The 16,645-nt window shown below is 37.1% G+C and carries 15 protein-coding genes; 10 read left to right on the top strand and 5 right to left on the bottom strand.

Annotation, left to right across the window (positions count from 1 at the left end; translation table 11 throughout):
* The 7 genes from F3D3_RS17725 to F3D3_RS17695 all read left to right on the top strand — a co-directional run.
* On the top strand, positions 1-275 hold a 275-nt coding region (locus F3D3_RS17725; protein ID WP_139132140.1), incomplete at its 5' end, for a transposase.
* A 228-nt stretch (positions 276-503) separates the two neighbouring features.
* On the top strand, positions 504-1,226 hold the full coding sequence (locus tag F3D3_RS17720; RefSeq protein WP_069875790.1) for a phosphatase: 723 nt from the start codon (positions 504-506) through the stop codon (positions 1,224-1,226).
* Between the two features lie 228 nt (positions 1,227-1,454).
* Positions 1,455-1,820: an STAS/SEC14 domain-containing protein gene (locus tag F3D3_RS17715; protein WP_069875789.1), complete on the top strand. Its 366-nt coding sequence runs from the start codon at positions 1,455-1,457 to the stop codon at positions 1,818-1,820.
* Positions 1,821-1,989: 169 nt separating this feature from the next.
* Positions 1,990-2,718 (top strand): hypothetical protein, encoded by a 729-nt coding sequence (locus F3D3_RS17710; RefSeq protein WP_069875788.1) that lies wholly within the window; start codon positions 1,990-1,992, stop codon positions 2,716-2,718.
* Between the two features lie 288 nt (positions 2,719-3,006).
* Positions 3,007-3,762: a VanW family protein gene (locus F3D3_RS17705; RefSeq protein WP_069875796.1), complete on the top strand. Its 756-nt coding sequence runs from the start codon at positions 3,007-3,009 to the stop codon at positions 3,760-3,762.
* Entirely contained in the window at positions 3,759-4,835 is a 1,077-nt protein-coding gene (locus F3D3_RS17700; RefSeq protein WP_069875787.1) for a hypothetical protein, read from the top strand. Before F3D3_RS17705 ends, F3D3_RS17700 begins: the two co-directional genes overlap by 4 nt.
* Before the next feature lie 273 nt (positions 4,836-5,108).
* Entirely contained in the window at positions 5,109-6,302 is a 1,194-nt protein-coding gene (locus F3D3_RS17695; RefSeq protein WP_084389138.1) for a tyrosine-type recombinase/integrase, read from the top strand.
* A gap of 288 nt (positions 6,303-6,590) precedes the next feature.
* Here F3D3_RS17695 and F3D3_RS17690 read toward each other — a convergent pair whose 3' ends face one another.
* A complete protein-coding gene (locus tag F3D3_RS17690; protein ID WP_069875786.1) occupies positions 6,591-6,947 on the bottom strand; it encodes a LysM peptidoglycan-binding domain-containing protein in 357 nt (118 codons plus the stop codon).
* Between the two features lie 203 nt (positions 6,948-7,150).
* Here F3D3_RS17690 and lexA point away from each other — a divergent pair, with 203 nt between their 5' ends.
* A complete protein-coding gene (gene lexA / locus F3D3_RS17685; RefSeq protein WP_069875785.1) occupies positions 7,151-7,783 on the top strand; it encodes a transcriptional repressor LexA in 633 nt (210 codons plus the stop codon).
* Positions 7,784-7,925: 142 nt separating this feature from the next.
* Entirely contained in the window at positions 7,926-9,263 is a 1,338-nt protein-coding gene (gdhA, locus tag F3D3_RS17680; RefSeq protein ID WP_069875784.1) for an NADP-specific glutamate dehydrogenase, read from the top strand.
* Positions 9,264-9,503: 240 nt separating this feature from the next.
* Here gdhA and F3D3_RS17675 read toward each other — a convergent pair whose 3' ends face one another.
* The 4 genes from F3D3_RS17675 to F3D3_RS17660 form a co-directional block, all read right to left on the bottom strand.
* Positions 9,504-10,496: an aldo/keto reductase gene (locus F3D3_RS17675; RefSeq protein WP_069875783.1), complete on the bottom strand. Its 993-nt coding sequence runs from the start codon at positions 10,494-10,496 to the stop codon at positions 9,504-9,506.
* Positions 10,497-10,656: 160 nt separating this feature from the next.
* A complete protein-coding gene (locus F3D3_RS17670) occupies positions 10,657-11,829 on the bottom strand; it encodes an NADP-dependent malic enzyme (RefSeq protein ID WP_069875782.1) in 1,173 nt (390 codons plus the stop codon).
* Positions 11,830-11,943: 114 nt separating this feature from the next.
* Positions 11,944-13,239: a methionine gamma-lyase family protein gene (locus F3D3_RS17665; protein ID WP_069875781.1), complete on the bottom strand. Its 1,296-nt coding sequence runs from the start codon at positions 13,237-13,239 to the stop codon at positions 11,944-11,946.
* 66 nt (positions 13,240-13,305) lie between these two features.
* Positions 13,306-14,931: a putative manganese-dependent inorganic diphosphatase gene (locus F3D3_RS17660; protein WP_175438419.1), complete on the bottom strand. Its 1,626-nt coding sequence runs from the start codon at positions 14,929-14,931 to the stop codon at positions 13,306-13,308.
* Between the two features lie 128 nt (positions 14,932-15,059).
* On the opposite strand from F3D3_RS17660, the gene F3D3_RS17655 reads away from it, so the two are divergent.
* Positions 15,060-16,634: an HD domain-containing phosphohydrolase gene (locus F3D3_RS17655; RefSeq protein WP_069875780.1), complete on the top strand. Its 1,575-nt coding sequence runs from the start codon at positions 15,060-15,062 to the stop codon at positions 16,632-16,634.
* The last annotated feature ends 11 nt before the right edge of the window (positions 16,635-16,645 follow it).

The raw sequence follows: 16,645 nt of genomic DNA, 5'->3' as shown, positions 1-16,645 counted from the left end.
GCGCACTCATCAATCGCTTTGTTGAATACAAGGGTGAAGTCTGCCTATTTGTAGATGACTTCAGCATTCCATTTACAAATAATTTAGCTGAACAAGATATACGTATGATAAAAGTAAAACAAAAGGTAGCTGGATGTTTCAGAACTAAGACTGGAGCAGATACTTTTGCAACAATAATGTCTTATATAGGGACTGCGAGTAAGCAAGGTATTCATGCTTATTCTGCGATTAAATCTGCATTAGCAAATCAGTCTAAAAATATTATATTTGGTTAGACGACTGAATAGTTACAATAATTTTTATAATTTAAAGATTCGCTCCAAAAATTTAAACGTCTTCAAAAGAGTTTATGGATTCTTTTGAAGACGTTTTTGTGATTACTACTAAAATTAAATTTATCTCATTTGATATATAGGCATACTTTTGGTATAATTCTTGTGCAACAAGGCAATAATAATTAAGCAATTTTCCCCGAGAGGATTATTCAGAAAAGAGGATTCAAAATGCGATATATACTAGATCTACACACACATACAGTTGCAAGTGGGCATGCCTATAGTACACTTAATGAAAATATACTTGCTGCTAAAAATAAAGGGCTTAAGCTTCTTGGCGTTTCCGACCATGCCCCTAAGATGCCGGGAAGTACTCAAGAATATTATTTTGGCAATCTAAAAGTATTACCTGAAGTAATCGAAGGCCTCAGAGTATTAAAAGGTGTTGAGCTTAACATCCTCAATAGTGCAGGGGCTATTGATCTATCCGACCAAGACATGAAACATTTGGATTATGCCATTGCTAGTCTGCACATTCCTTGCTTTGAAAACTTAGGCGCCACAGAAAATACAAATGCCTTAATCAATGCTATGAAACATCCTAAGGTCAATATCATAGGACATCCTGATGATGCCAGATATCCATTGGAATATGAAAGACTGGTAATCGCAGCAAAAGCACATAACGTCCTTCTTGAGATTAACAACAGTTCGTTAGCGCCAGTAGCCGTTAGAGAAAATGCAAGAGAGAACTACATCACATTGTTGGCACTCTGTGAAAAACATCAAGCGGCTGTTATTTTTGGTAGTGATGCCCATTACATTAGCGATATTGGCAACTTTTCAAACGTCGAAGCGCTTGTAGAAGCTGTAAATTTTCCGAAAAATTTGATTGTCAACAATGACATCAACCGTTTATGGTCATATTTAAATCATTCTAAAGAGGTTTAAGATGAAACGGAAAACCCTTAAAATAAGTGCATTTATTGCACTCATACTTATGTTCCTATTTTTAGTCTCTACTGAAATGAATAAATTGTTTGATCCTTTGAGTTTAATAAGTATTATTGTAACATTGCAAAATGCCTTCGGGCATTTTTTTGTATGTTCTTCATCAATTTGGGGTATAAGGGATATGTATAGTCTAAGTCTTAACTATCGAAAGGAGTTAGTACATATATGGAACGCTTTAAATGGGATGAAATTAACGGGAATAAAGTACTTTATCAAGATTTCTCTAACTTAAAAAAAGATGAGATTTCCGATTTGCTCAACCAGTCACACCGAGTGATTGAACGTGAAGGTACAAAAGGCATTTATGTGATTACAAATATAAATGCAATCTCTTTTGACCGCAATACGACAAAAGTTTTTGAAGAGGTATCCGCACAAAATAAATCATATGTAAAAGCCTCTGCACTCTACGGTGTGGGCACTTGGCAAAAAGTTGCTATTGAAACAGTGGGGAAGCTTACTGGTCGAGAATTCAGTGTTTTCAAAACAGAAGAAGAAGCAAAAAACTGGCTCAGAACTATTAATTTGTAGCAGTAAATATACCGTAAATAAAAAGTTTCATTCATAAATTCATTAAAATTTGAATTTAGATGGAACTTTTTATATGTTTTTAGCGTCTAACAGGTGCAACCCTATGTGCTTTTATGTTAAATTAAGATAGAGGCGATTGGAATCATCCGAAAATCCTAGGAGTATACTAATGAAAAAAACACTACCCTTTATGAGCATTATCATTTTATTACTTGCTGCATTAACTTGGCAACAACTTCATATGAAGAGTTTGATTCTGACTAATAGAACACTTCTGGAAAAAGTTGAATTGTATAAATCGCAATTCAGCCAGTTGGATCATAAATTTAATCAGCTCAACGATGAGAACATGAAATCTAATGAAGCCAATGCCAACGCGTATTCTGAAGCACTTCAATATTATCAAGTTGCTCTAACACAGCTTAATAATGACCTCAAGCAACAAGTGGAAATCATCAGCCAAAATTATAAAAAAGAAAATCTGCTCGTTTTTAACCTGCTTGACGACACGGGGGCACCGTATATAGATCACTATGGTATTCTGCCGCCAGAAGCGGACGCTGAAAAAAAGCTGCGATATATCGCCCATTACTTACAAACTCATTACTTTGAAAATGCCGTAATTGAAATTAAATCACTTGAAATTCTCAATGGCAAAAAAACTGCAGTCATCAACTTATCAGAAAAAGAGCCGTCATCAGAAGATGAAATAGGGTGGGCGACTCTCTATTTTCAAGGATCAACTGGCGGCTCAATGACCGAAATGATTCTCATAGAGGGCTTTTTACAAAGGCAGCTTGCAAATTGGCCTATAGATGCCGTTGAATTCCTTTATGAAAATGAACAGATTCAATTTGAACATGTGCCTAGGTTGAAAATTGAGCATTGCCGAAGTTAAAAAACAGATTCTCTCTCCGCTAAAACAGGTCTCCCTCGACTTATGGTTGACGTAAAATAATTACGTCAACCATAAGTCGAGGGATTTACTTTTAATTAACTTTTAATGGTTCTATGATGTTAATTTTGATATAATTAAAACTGACGATTTACGTACTTGGACGAAGAAAGTGATTTTGCAATGAGACCCTCCTTATTTGAGAACGCTATAAAAAAAAGTCACTATACAGATTTTTCAAAGCATAGAAATGCGATTTGGTATTGGATATGCTTAGTTTTTCGTGCAAAATTGAGCCACTTAAATTTAAAAGCTTTACCCATAGTAGAGGAGCGATTACCACACCTTTACTTCAAGCATCAATCTACACTGCTCACTTCCTATGAAACCTTAGATCCTCATGAAATTCAAATTAAAGAAAAAGAAATTAAGCATCTCATTGCAAAACTCAATGGAATCGTCATAAAGCCAAATGCTGTATTTTCATTTTGGAAAAATATCGGACACACAAAATCATTATTTTTAGATGTCACGAACTTTGCAAGTCAAAAAATAAAAGGAACCACTCCAGCGGTTTGCCAAGTATCCAATTTACTCTATTGGATTGCTTTGCACTCACCACTTGAAATATTAGAACGTCATCGTCACGACTACGATTTATATCCAGACGATTCAAGACATAGACCATTTGGAACAGGTGCTACTTGTATCTACAATCTATATGATCTAAAATTTGAAAACAAAACGGATTCCATTTTTCAAATTTTTATGACCTATCAAAACGGCATACTTCGTGGAGAATTACGTTCTTTGACACTTCCCATTTTAAAATATGAAGTTTTCGAAGAAAGACATGTGATTCAAAAGAATAGATTTAATGAGTACATACGTCATAACACAATCTATCGAAAGACTGAAAATACAAAAACACAAAAAATCAAAATAGAATACATCACTGAAAATCATGCATTGATGGTTTATGAGCCACCAGAAGATAATGAAATCATTCAAATTAAGACATTAGAAATGGGGGATATCGCTCTATGAAAATAACGCTTCTAAAAGTAGCAGATTTTTTTAAGCAACTGATATTTAGGTTGTTTCTGCTCATGCTCATAATGACAGCAATTGCATATTACTTTTATTTTTACAAACCTTCAGATACAGGCCTTATCACAGGTAAAATAAGAGATATAAGCCTGTGTGAAATATCTGGACTCGTGGTCAGCGAAAAGAATGCAGATACCTTATGGGTACATAACGACAGTGGCCACGCTGGCTTCATCTATGCGATCTCAAAACGTGGCAATATAAGAGAAAAATTTGAGCTTAAAAATACCGATCTCAACGATATTGAAGATATTGCTATTTATAAAGATGCACAAGGCGAGAGTTACCTAATGCTCTCTGATTTAGGAAGTAATACGAAAAAAAGTGCAAATTCAACACCAAAATTGTTTGTATTCAAAGAACCCGACCTGCTGGTTGACTTATGTCATTTAGCCTCTGAAAATAATGGTCAAACCTATCAAATCTCTGAATTTAAGAGCTATACTGTAACATTCCCACAAATTCCAGATGTCAACTATACAGACCAGACTGGCGTATTTAATTATATTATTAATGAAATTGAATCTGCTGTTCCTAATGTGGAAGCTTTAGTGGTGGATGCCCCACAAAATGAAATCTTGTTTTTTTCCAAAACTTACAAAGGGCTGATGCATGTTTTAAGCTTTCCTTTAGACGCATTGAAATCAGATGATACAAATCTCATCCGTTATGAGGGGGCTATCAATATAAAACAATATGCAGAGGGTTATCACATAGATTATAGACATTTGATTTTATCCCCTATTAATTTACCTTATGCCGTAACGGGTGCCGATTTATCTAAAGATCAAACCACTTTGCTCATCAGGACATATGGTAATGTATGGAAATGGCATAGGGGAGATGGCCACCAATCTTTTTCTGAAATCATTAAGAGTACAAAACCTGAATATATGATGTCATCGTTTGAACCACTAGGTGAATCCATAGGCATCGATTTAGACAGCAGAGGTTTCTATACCATATCAGAAGGTTTGTTTTCAAAAATTTATTACAATGAAATGCCTTGATGAAAAAATACCACAATCGTAAGTGGTATTACATATAAGCCAAACATTTATCCATTAGAGACGCAAATAGCGCCAACAGAAAAAGTGAAGATGAGGAAACGTTAAATACCAAATTGATTATCAAACATTTCAAAGCTATGAAAACCTATAAAAAGCCTTGAAATATCCAGTAAAGTGTGGTATCCTATCTTCAGATGCAACTATTCCTCAAATGTATATTTAGGGAATAGTTGAAAGGATAAAAAAATAACTCATGAATTCGAGGTATATTTCATGGCACGTCAAAAAATAATTAAAGATGATGGATCTTCTCTCTCTAGAACAAATCCTAACAATAAGAAAATTAAAATTCATAATAAATCAGATGTTCCTGATAACATCGTTGAAAAGCAAAATGAAATGATTAAGAAATGTCTCTCTATAGAAGCTCAATTACCAGATTTTCTATTTGACTATTTCTTGTATCTAAAAAATTCTGTTGCCTTAAGTACGCGTCTTGCATACTTGAGCGACTTAATTTTCTACTGCCATTATTTAATCAGCGAATCACCTTTGATGGCTGAATTTGAATTTGAATCGCCTAGAGAAATTCCGCTTGAGCTTTTCGCTAAAATTACAGCACGAGATGTCAATTTATTCATTGGAGATTTTTGCACACGCTACATTGTCGAAACTGAAAATGCAGATTATATTATGGAAAATCACAATCGTGCCTTAGCAAGAAAAAAATCCTCAATTAGCGTATTGTTTAAGTTTCTCTATAGAGATCAGCTCATCGAGTCGAATATCACTGAAGGTTTCAATCCGATTAAACTTCCTAAACCTCAACCAGATGCCATTAAACGCCTCGAAATTGAGGAAGTTGCCCTGATGCTGGATACAGTTGAAAACGGCACTGGATTGAGCGACAAAGAAAAGCAATATTGGGAAAAAACAAAACGCCGAGATAAAGCCATATTAGTACTCTTCACCACTTATGGCCTACGCGTTAGTGAAGTGCAGCAATTGAATTTAAGTTCCATCAATTATGCCCGTGGTGAGTTTAAAATCTACCGAAAACGCGGCAAAGAAGCTAATATGCCGCTAAACCGATCTGCTCTTGCCGTTATTGATGACTATATTAAATTGGAACGCCCAAATTGTATCGAAAACGGCGATCCGCTCTTTCTTTCACTTCAGGGAAAACGAATGACCGTTCGAACACTTAGAGAGCTTGTAAAAAAGTATACTTCAATAGCAATGCAAGCCCCTAGACATGCAGGTTACAGTCCTCATAAATTGAGAGCAACTGCTGCCTCCTCTTTAATTCAATACGGCTTCTCTATCTATGATGTGCAGAATTTATTAGATCATGATAATGTAACGACCACGCAACTTTACTCTGCACATAAGAAAGATGCAAAACGAGATGTCGTCAATAATTATGAACTTTTAGATGAGTATCAGAAGAGAAAAAATGAAAAATAATCTGGATTTTGAATTCTAACAAATTCACACAAACTGAACAATTCTGCTCTAAATTGAACGCGTTCAATGCTGAAAAAAGCCCATTTTTCAATGGGCAGACAGGGCTTTATCAGCAAAGTGAAGACTATCCTCGCCTTCTGATTCTAAGGTTAATCATACAGCTGTGGTCAGAGTGTCAAAATCCAGTTTCGCACACCACCTCTACTCTATGCTGTATCTCGTGCTTTCCGTAAGTGCATCATAGAGTAGAGCGTTACTCAATTTTTGACTTTTGACACTTTAACGCTATCATTTAGAAACTGGTATTACCAATACTTGTCCTGGATAAATATTACTGGAAGTCATTTGATTTGTCTTTTGAATATCGTAGAGGACTTGTCTTATATCATCGTCATAATAATTGTATTGAGATGCAATATCCCAAAGTGTATCTCCAGGGACAACTGTAATTTCCAGATATTCTTGATTTGTAGATGCTACAGACAAAAAATTGCCTGTAATATAAGAAAAAATAATACTTAATAAAATGAGTGCTAATATCGTAGCAAATATAAAGCGCATTTTATTTACGATCACCAAGCGACGTCTTTTAGGTCTTCTATACATTCTGCTGTCAAATGTCACATGAGGTCTAGTTTGAGTCATAATCTACCTCCTCTTAACCCTTGTTCGATATGAATTAGTGTTCAATATGAAAATTCGGTACAAACGTTTGTTCTGTTAAATTTATTATATACGAACGTGCGTTCTTTGTAAAGACAAAAATCGAACTAATGTTTGATTTTTTTTTACGATTATGATATAATCGTCCTAAGATTCAAGTAAAAAAGGAAAAGGAGACCTAAATAATGAGTGCTACGATTTCGAAAAAACAGAAACAAATCCTTGATTTCCTAAAAGATGAGGTTTCTAAAAAAGGGTATCCACCATCAGTGCGTGAAATATGTCTGGCAGTAGGTTTGAAATCAACTTCCACTGTACATATGCACCTCACTAAATTGGAAGAGTTAGGCTATATTAGACGTGATCCCACTAAACCACGTGCTATTGAAATATTTGATAATGCAGATCACACCCCAACAGATAACGTCATCCCTTTGGTTAGAGATACTAAATTTATTCCGATTATAGGTGAAATTACTGCGGGTCAGCCTATATTAGCCGTTGAATCATTTGAGGATACATTTCCTATTCCCTCTGATTTTGTAGATGAAGGCAACTATTTTATGCTCAAGATCAAAGGTGATAGCATGATTGAAGCGGGTATTCACGATCGCGACCTTGTTCTCGTCAAACAGCAGAATGTTGCTAATAATGGTGAAATTGTCGTTGCTATGATTGATGATTCTGCAACGGTTAAAACATTTTATAAAGAGCCCTCTAGAATTAGATTACAACCCGAAAATTCTAGCATGTTACCGATCTACGTTGATGATGTTCAAATATTAGGTCGTGTCAGAGGTGTCTTTAGAAAAATGTAACGCTCAACGATATTAAAGAAAGACCGTGATTAACTTTACGGTCTTTTTTAGTGTAATTTAAAGGTTTTTAGGGTATATATACGCTACAGCATAAGTTTTAATTTCAAAACTCAATGGATTTCATTTTAAAGGAGTGTTTCGTATGTCTTATGTATCAAGCGTATTTGAACGCATAAAAGCAAGAAATGCAAATGAAACGGAATTTTTGCAAGCTGTGGAAGAAGTATTTAAATCATTAGAACCTGTTTTAGAAAGACACCCAGAATATGTTGAGGCCAACCTCTTAGAAAGAATAGCTGAACCAGAAAGACAAATTATTTTTAGAGTGCCTTGGGTAGACGCTCAAGGCATTTTGCAAGTCAACAGAGGCTTTAGAATTCAGTACAACGGCGCCCTTGGGCCCTACAAAGGTGGATTGAGATTTCATCCCTCTGTATATATTGGCATTATCAAGTTCTTGGGTTTTGAACAGATTTTTAAAAACGCTTTGACAGGCTTACCGATTGGCAGTGGCAAGGGAGGATCCGATTTCGATCCAAAAGGCAAATCGGATGCTGAAGTCATGAGATTCTGTCAGAGCTTTATGACTGAACTCTATCGCCATATTGGTCCTGATGTCGATGTGCCTGCTGGTGATATTGGTGTTGGCGGGAGAGAAATTGGTTTTTTATATGGTCAATACAGGCGAATCAAAGGCGTATTTGAAAATGGAGTTCTCACAGGTAAAGGCCTATCATATGGTGGCTCTTTAGCAAGAACTGAAGCAACAGGCTATGGCTTGATCTATTTTGTCGATGAAATGCTCAAGCAAAATCATCAAACTATACAAGGCAAAACGATTATCATATCAGGCTCTGGTAATGTTGCCACTTATGCGTGTGAAAAAGCGACTGCATTAGGCGCTAAAGTCGTCGCCATGTCCGACTCTGATGGTTACATTTATGATGAGAAGGGTATTGATTTGGCACTTATTAAGCAATTGAAAGGCGTGGAAAGAAAAAGAATTCAAGCCTACTTAAACACACATCCAGATGCTCAATATATTGAAGGTTTAGGCAATATTTGGTCATTAAAATGTGATATTGCCCTACCCTGCGCCACTCAAAACGATATTACACTAGAGCATGCTAAAACGTTAGTCGATAACGGTATCATTGCTGTAGGCGAAGGTGCCAATATGCCTTGTACGAACGAAGCCGTTAGATACTTGCTCGAAAAAAATATACGCCTTGCGCCTGCTAAAGCTGCAAACGCTGGCGGTGTTGCAACATCAGCACTTGAAATGATTCAAAACTCTATGAGATATTCTTGGACCTTTGAAGAAGTTGACTCAAAATTAAAAAACATCATGATTACAATTCATGCAAATGCCGCTGCTGCATCAAAAGAATATGGATTTGGCTACAATTTAGTTGCTGGAGCCAATATTGTAGGCTTTAAAAAAGTGGCCGATGCCATGATGGCACAAGGTGATTATTAATATCATTAGTCTTCGTCCAGTAAAGAGCAGGAATGTTCAACCTGCTCTTTACTGGACGAGGACGGGTCAGACAAAACAAAGTTTTGGCGGACAATGATTAAAACATCAAAAGGGGCATCTCCAAATGAGAGACAGCCCCTTCTATTTTTTAATCCACTCTAAAATCCGCCACTAATTGCTCAAAAACGGTAACCAAATCTTTAAGTTCTTCACTCATATGCTTAAGCTCTTCCACCGTAGTTACAATAACACATTGTTTATTTTTTCAAGTTCTTGTGGCGTAAACTCTAGATTTTCAATGGCTTTGACAGAGTCTTCTATTTGAGATTTTCGGCTCGCACCAACAAGGACAGAAGTGACTCTTGGATTTCTTAGATTCCAAGCTAGTGCCATTTGAGCAAGGGTTTGTCCCCTTTCTGTTGCGATTTCATCGAGTGCATTTAATTTCACCTGAAGTGCCTTAGTAAGATCTTCTTTATTCAAGAAAACACTATCCCCCGCCATTCGTGAATCAGCAGGTATCCCCTTTAAGTAGCGATTGGTTAACAAACCTTTTTGAAGAGGTGAAAATGTGATAATACCAACACCTTCTTTATCCATCATGGCGATGAGTTCTTCTTCAATCCATCTATTTAACATCGAATAGCTCGGTTGATGAATCAAACAAGGGGTCCCCAGTTCATGAAGGACATCAATGGCAAGTTTGGCTTCCGTTGGTTTATAGTTGGACAACCCAACGTAGAGTGCCTTGCCCTGTCTTACCAATAAATCCAGTGCATGCATGGACTCTTCAACTGGAGTGCCATCATCTGGTCTGTGGTGATAGAATATGTCCACATAGTCAAGCTCTAATCTCTTAAGACTTTGCTCTAAACTTGCCACAAGGTATTTTTTAGACCCACCATCTCCATAAGGTCCATTCCACATATGATAGCCAGCCTTTGTGGAGATAATCATTTCATCTCTATGTGACTTAAAATCCTGTTTTAGGATTTTACCAAAATTGATTTCTGCTGATCCTGGCATAGGACCATAATTGTTGGCTAGATCAAAATGTGTAATCCCTAAATCGAATGCTGTCTGGATCATTTCTCTTGCGTTGTCATATGAATCGTTAGTGCCAAAATTATGCCAAAGACCTAGAGAAATCAGAGGTAATTTTATACCGCTTTGACCACATCTTCTATACTGCATTTTCTCATATCGATTTGGGGATGGTGTATAATTTGTCATGTAGTGCTCCTCTCATACCAAAGTTACGCTATTAAAGCGTATACTCAGTCCGCTTCGCTACCTTCGCAACCGCCTTGCAATCCAATGGGGAGTTTGGACTCCCCATTGGATTAGGAATATGAACCCCCACTTTAAGAAGTGGAGGCCATTTCCCCAAGGGTTATATGCGTGCAACACCCGATTTTACTGCAGCATCGTAAACCGCTTTAGCAACATCAGCGCCTATTTTTTTATTAAGTGCCGATGGGATGATGTTATCTTCTTTTAGTTCCTCATCAGCAACAAGACCTGCAATTGCATAAACAGCAGCTATTTTCATCGCCTCGTTTATATCACTCGCTCTTGCGTCGAGAGCCCCTCTAAATATGCCAGGGAAAGCCAACACGTTGTTAATCTGATTTGGAAAATCAGAACGCCCTGTGCCCACAATACGCGCTCCAGCCTCAAGTGCTAAATCAGGCATTATCTCTGGATCAGGGTTTGCCATTGCAAATACAATCGCATCTGAATTCATAGCTTTAACCATTTCTTTTGAAACGACATTTCTAGCGGAAACCCCTATAAAAACATCTGCACCAGAAAGTGCAAAAGCCAAGTCCCCTTTTAAAAGTTCATGATTTGTAAGCGATGCGATTTCATCTTGGACCCAGTTATTCTGAGGCACATCTCTTGATAAAACGCCTTCACGATCACAACTCAATATGTTTTTCACACCTAAATCAAGCAACATTCTTGCAATTGCATTTCCTGCAGAACCTGCACCATTGATGACGATTTTAATCTCATCTATTTTTTTATCAACGATTTTGAGCGCATTGATAAGCGCTGCACACACCACAACAGCCGTGCCATGTTGATCGTCATGAAATACAGGAATATCAAGTATTTCTTTTAGTTTTCTTTCAACTTCTACACATCTTGGAGATGCAATATCCTCAAGATTAATACCACCAAAAACAGGCTCAATAAGCTTCACAACATTGACGATCTCATCTACATCTTGAGTGGATACACATATTGGAAAAGCATCAACATCTGCAAATTCTTTAAATAGAATAGCTTTCCCCTCCATTACAGGAATAGAAGCCTCAGCACCGATATTCCCAAGACCTAAGACAGCTGAACCGTCTGAAACAACTGCTACGAGATTTCCTTTAGAAGTATACTTATAGACATCTTCTTTATGTTCTGCAATCCTTCGACAAGGCTCCGCAACGCCTGGCGTATAAGCCGTAGATAAATCTTCTCGGGTTTCAAGCTTTACTTTACTTGTCACTTCAATCTTACCTTTGTTTGCTTCATGCATTTTCAATGCAAGCTCATTATAATCCATCTTTACACCCCTTCGATCTTTGAGAGATGATCATCAGTCATACTCCCAATTGAACTGTTTATCTTGCTGATAACATCATAAACTATTTTGGGCACTAAGGCAAACATTCTCCCCCTATAGCTTAATGAGCTCCTTTTTATAAAGTGCATCCAAGGATTTTATGACACCAAATTTGGAATGCTCATAAGTCAATCCGCCTTGAAAATAGGCAATATAGGGTTCACGAATCGGCGCATCCGCGCTGAGTTCAATAGAAGACCCTTGAACAAATGCACCTGCAGCCATGATGACCTCACTTGAATACCCGGGCATATCCCAAGGTTCAGGTGTTACAAACGCATCTACGGGTGATGCCGATTGAATGCCTTGACAAAAAGCGATCACTTTATCAGGTGTTCCAAACTTAATGGCCTGAATAATATCACTCCGCACACTATCTACACCAGGATTGATTTCATATCCTGCCAATTCATAGACCCGCGCACAGAGCGTAGCGCCTTTTAGTGCACCAGATACCACTTTAGGTGCCATGAAAAAACCTTGTAAGATGGTGCGTGTTTGACCAAATGTCAACCCACACTCTTTCCCAATACCGGGAGAGGTCATGCGTGCTGCCACTTGCTCGATCAAATGATGGTTCCCAACGATATAGCCACCGCTTAAGGCAAGACCACCTCCGGGATTTTTAATAAGACTGCCCGCCATGAGATCTGCCCCAACATCTGTAGGCTCTTGATAATCTAAGAATTCACCATAGCAATTATCCACCATAATAATGACACTTGGTGCATAGAGCCTAATAAGAGAGATGACATTCTTGATCTCGCGTATCGTGAGTCCACGTCGCCACGAGTAGCCTGCTGATCTTTGGATGTAAATCATCTTATATTGCACCTCAGCATTTTCAACCAATGCCTTGATGCGATCAAGATCAAATCCACCCTCTTTTGTCAATTCAAGTTCTTCATATGAAACCCCTATGTCCATTAGACTAAGGCCATTTGAAGGCGATAACCCGATGACCTTCTCAAGGGTATCATAAGGTCTCCCTGTGATGGACAGCAGTTTATCACCTGGCCTCAAGGTCCCTGTAAGCGCTAAAGTTAAAGCATGAGTGCCCGAGACAATGATCGGTCTTACAATGGCATCTTCGGTATTAAAAACAGTTTTGTAGACATTTTCAGTGGCATCACGCCCCATGTCATCATAGCCATAGCCTGTGTTCCAATTAAAGTGGATATCCGAAATCTTATTTTGCTGCAATGCATTTAATACTTTAAGTTGATTGTATTCTGCAATATCATCAATCTTTGAAAAATGTGACAAGATCGCCTTTTCAGCTTCTTCCACATAGGCAACTACCTGATTTGAAACACCGAGTGCTTCATACATAGAATATTTATTTAACATGAATCCTCCTGATTCGAGAAATTTCAACTGGGTTTCTCCACTTTTGACTTTTAACACTCTAACGTCCTATTTTAAGATATTAAGCGCATTGATCAGTTTAGGAATAATCTGCTTTTTTCGTGAAACACAGTTGCCAATAAAGGTCCCCTGTTCAACCGATTTTTCAAATGCCAGCGACATAACGGATTCATTCTTAGATTCAAAGAGCATATATGAACCTTCTTCTATAATATCCGTGACCACCATGAGCGTCAGATAATGGTCTTTATCGTGATGAACCCTTTTAATGGTCTCCAGATAAACGGACTGGTTGTCTAAAATTTCTTGAAAATTTAATGTAAAGACTTGAGATATCGCTATTTTACAGCCTTCTAGCATAAATTCTTTAAAATCGTTAAAGAACACATCTGAAACGGACTTGCCAACAAGCGAAGTGCCCATTTTAAACATCTCAAGTGCAAAAGTATCGGGTTTAATGCCTGTGATTTCGGTCAATTTTTCAACTGCCATTTCATCAAAAACGGTCGTCGTTGGCGATTTTAAAAACAAAGTATCCGATATGATGCCAGACATCATGAGTCCAGCGATGTCCTTTGGAATCTCAATCTGCTCTTCTTTAAAGAGCTGGAAAATAATCGTATTGGTACTGCCCACAGGCATGTTTCTGAAGGAGATGGGCAACGCTGTAGAAATGTCGCCAATCTTGTGATGATCTATAATTTCAATGACATTGGCTTCATTGAGGCCTTCTGCAGATTGAGCATACTCATTATGATCTACCAAAATGACATTCTTCTTTGTCGGATTCAAAAAGTGTGTTCTCCCGATAATGCCAAGGTATTTTCCTTTTTCATCAACAAGAGGAAATTTGGAGTGTTTAGAAGTCTGTATAATTTCACGACAATTTTCAAGGTACTCATTTTCTTTAAACCTTACAAGGCGTTCTCTTTTCATAATGGAACTTACAAAATTAGTTTGATTTATAAGTTTTGAGGTGTAATAAGTGTCATAAGGTGTCTTGAGCATATTCACACCAGTTACAGCAGCTTTTTCAACCAATAAAGTTGGAATTTTCTTATTGCCTGTAACAACAATCAATTGGACCTTACGCTGAATTGCATAGTCAATGATATCAAATCGATCTCCTGTGATGACAATCGTATTCACGTCAAAAATATCTTCTTTGATAATTGAAGAATCGTGAAATGCCGTAATGGATATCTTGCCATTTACATCAGAATGAGCATAATTGAGCGTTTCCGCTTTTAAATCTGATTTAATGTTTATAAAAGTCGTATTAAGTGTGTGCAAATCTCCATGAATCGCACTCATGGCAATATCCTTCATCGTAACGATCCCGATCAAATACCCTTCAGAATCCACGATTGGGAGCGTCCTGATCTTGTTATCATTCATATGTTTTGTAGCTGTCAAAATTGAATTTGAGGGTTCTAAAGCCATAATGCGATCATAGAGCAAATCTTTAAGCTGAATTTTAACATCATCAATTCTATGAGGATGCGCTACTTTGAAGTAATCCAGTACAAACTCACTTTCTTTTGAAAGATCGCCTAGAACGCAGGGTAGTGCATGATATTGTGTTTGATTTTTGAGATATGAGAGCGCAATTGCGCTGGTGACACTGTCTGTATCTGGATTTCGATGACCAAAAATCATGACATTTTCTTTCATAATCATTTACTCCTTAAAGTTGGTACAATTTACTTTCCTATTATAACATACGAATTAATAATTTATTCACAGACATTTACATAAGTTATGCTATAATCAATTTGTTAATAAAGAAAAGAGGTCTTGCCATGAAATTCTATAAACTTTCACTTATCATTATGTTGCCTATACTTATATTTTCAACCTTATTTGTCTTATTAGGCATTCAACACACTTTTAAAACATCAGAAAGTGATAACAATGTTTTCTACTCCAAAATGACGTATAAAATGTTAGAAGAATACATAAATTATCAAATTGGTCATACGAGCAATAGTCTCTTTACCGATAAAGCCTTTTATCAAATTCGTAACGAAATGGTCTATAAAAGCGCCCTCGACACTTCAGAATACGCGTCCATTGAGAATGAGTCTATTAAATCCTTAACCAACCAGTATGGATTTGAATACTATTATGTGGAAAACACGGATCAAGCCCCCTTTACAGATGCGCCATACGAACTCACAATGGGCTTTTTAGTTCAGGATCAAAAACAATATACCACTCAAACGCTTTTTTATGAATACAAAAACACCCTCTATATAGGCATTTTAAAAAATATTTATACCAGCAGCTCCGAGGACAAATCTAAATCCTACCTCGTTATGGCACCGCTTAAATATAAACTCGACATGACCATGATGAAGTCCTTTATTGGTATTCAGAGTATTGAATATGTCCTTAACGACCAAACTCAATCAAACCCTTCAGCCTCAATTGGATATGGTTCAAATGGGGCGATCAACATATCGGATGCCGACTTTAATCAAATTTTTATCCCGATTAAAGTCGATTCTAAAAACAGTTTCTTCTTAACCGCAAAAATGGATAAGCCTGAAATCATCAATGATCTGAGACGACAAACTTTTTTCATACTGCTCTCTGTTTTTCTTGTACTCATACTTGCAAGTATTGTTGCGAGTATGGTCTTGAAAAAAGTCGCAGACCAGATTAACAAAACCGTTAAGAAAGTGGACAGCATTGCCAACGGACACTATGATATCGATTTAGAAAACAGCCGTATAGAAGAACTGAGTCAACTTTCTACGAGCATAAACAAACTTTCCTCAACGATCAATGATAAAATTATAGAACTCAATGATAAAAATGATGAAACCTTGAATATCATGATTGAAGCATTAAATGCAACAGATTCCTACACCAAAGGACATTCCGATCGGGTGTCAAAATATGCGCAGCTCATTGGACAGACTTTGAAATACGATGATTTGAAAACTTTAACAAAAGCTTCATTAGTGCACGATATTGGAAAAATCACGATACCTGAACAAATTTTGAATAAAAAAGGACCGTTGACAGACGCCGAATTCAAAATCATTCAAGAGCATTCTCTAACAGGCTTTCGAATTTTGCACAAAGCATCTGCTTTTAACGAAATCGATACGCTGGTTTTACATCATCACGAAAAATATGACGGAACAGGTTATCCACTTGGATTAAAAGGCGACCAAATTCCACTGGGTGCTCAAATACTCTCTATTGCAGATGTCTATGACGCTTTAACCAGTCATCGTCCTTACAGAAAAGCGCTCACACATATTGAGGCCATCAACCTGATCTCTGTAAGTATGCGCAGTCAGTTCTCCGAAACACTTATACAGGCCTTTTTAACCATAGAACCTGAACTCGAAGCCATCACGTAAATACAGAAAAA

The organism is Fusibacter sp. 3D3, assembly GCF_001748365.1.
Lineage (GTDB): Bacteria > Bacillota > Clostridia > Peptostreptococcales > Acidaminobacteraceae > Fusibacter_A.
The sequence above is the reverse complement of the archived record's forward strand: the minus strand, read 5'-3'. Positions and strand labels throughout refer to the sequence as shown.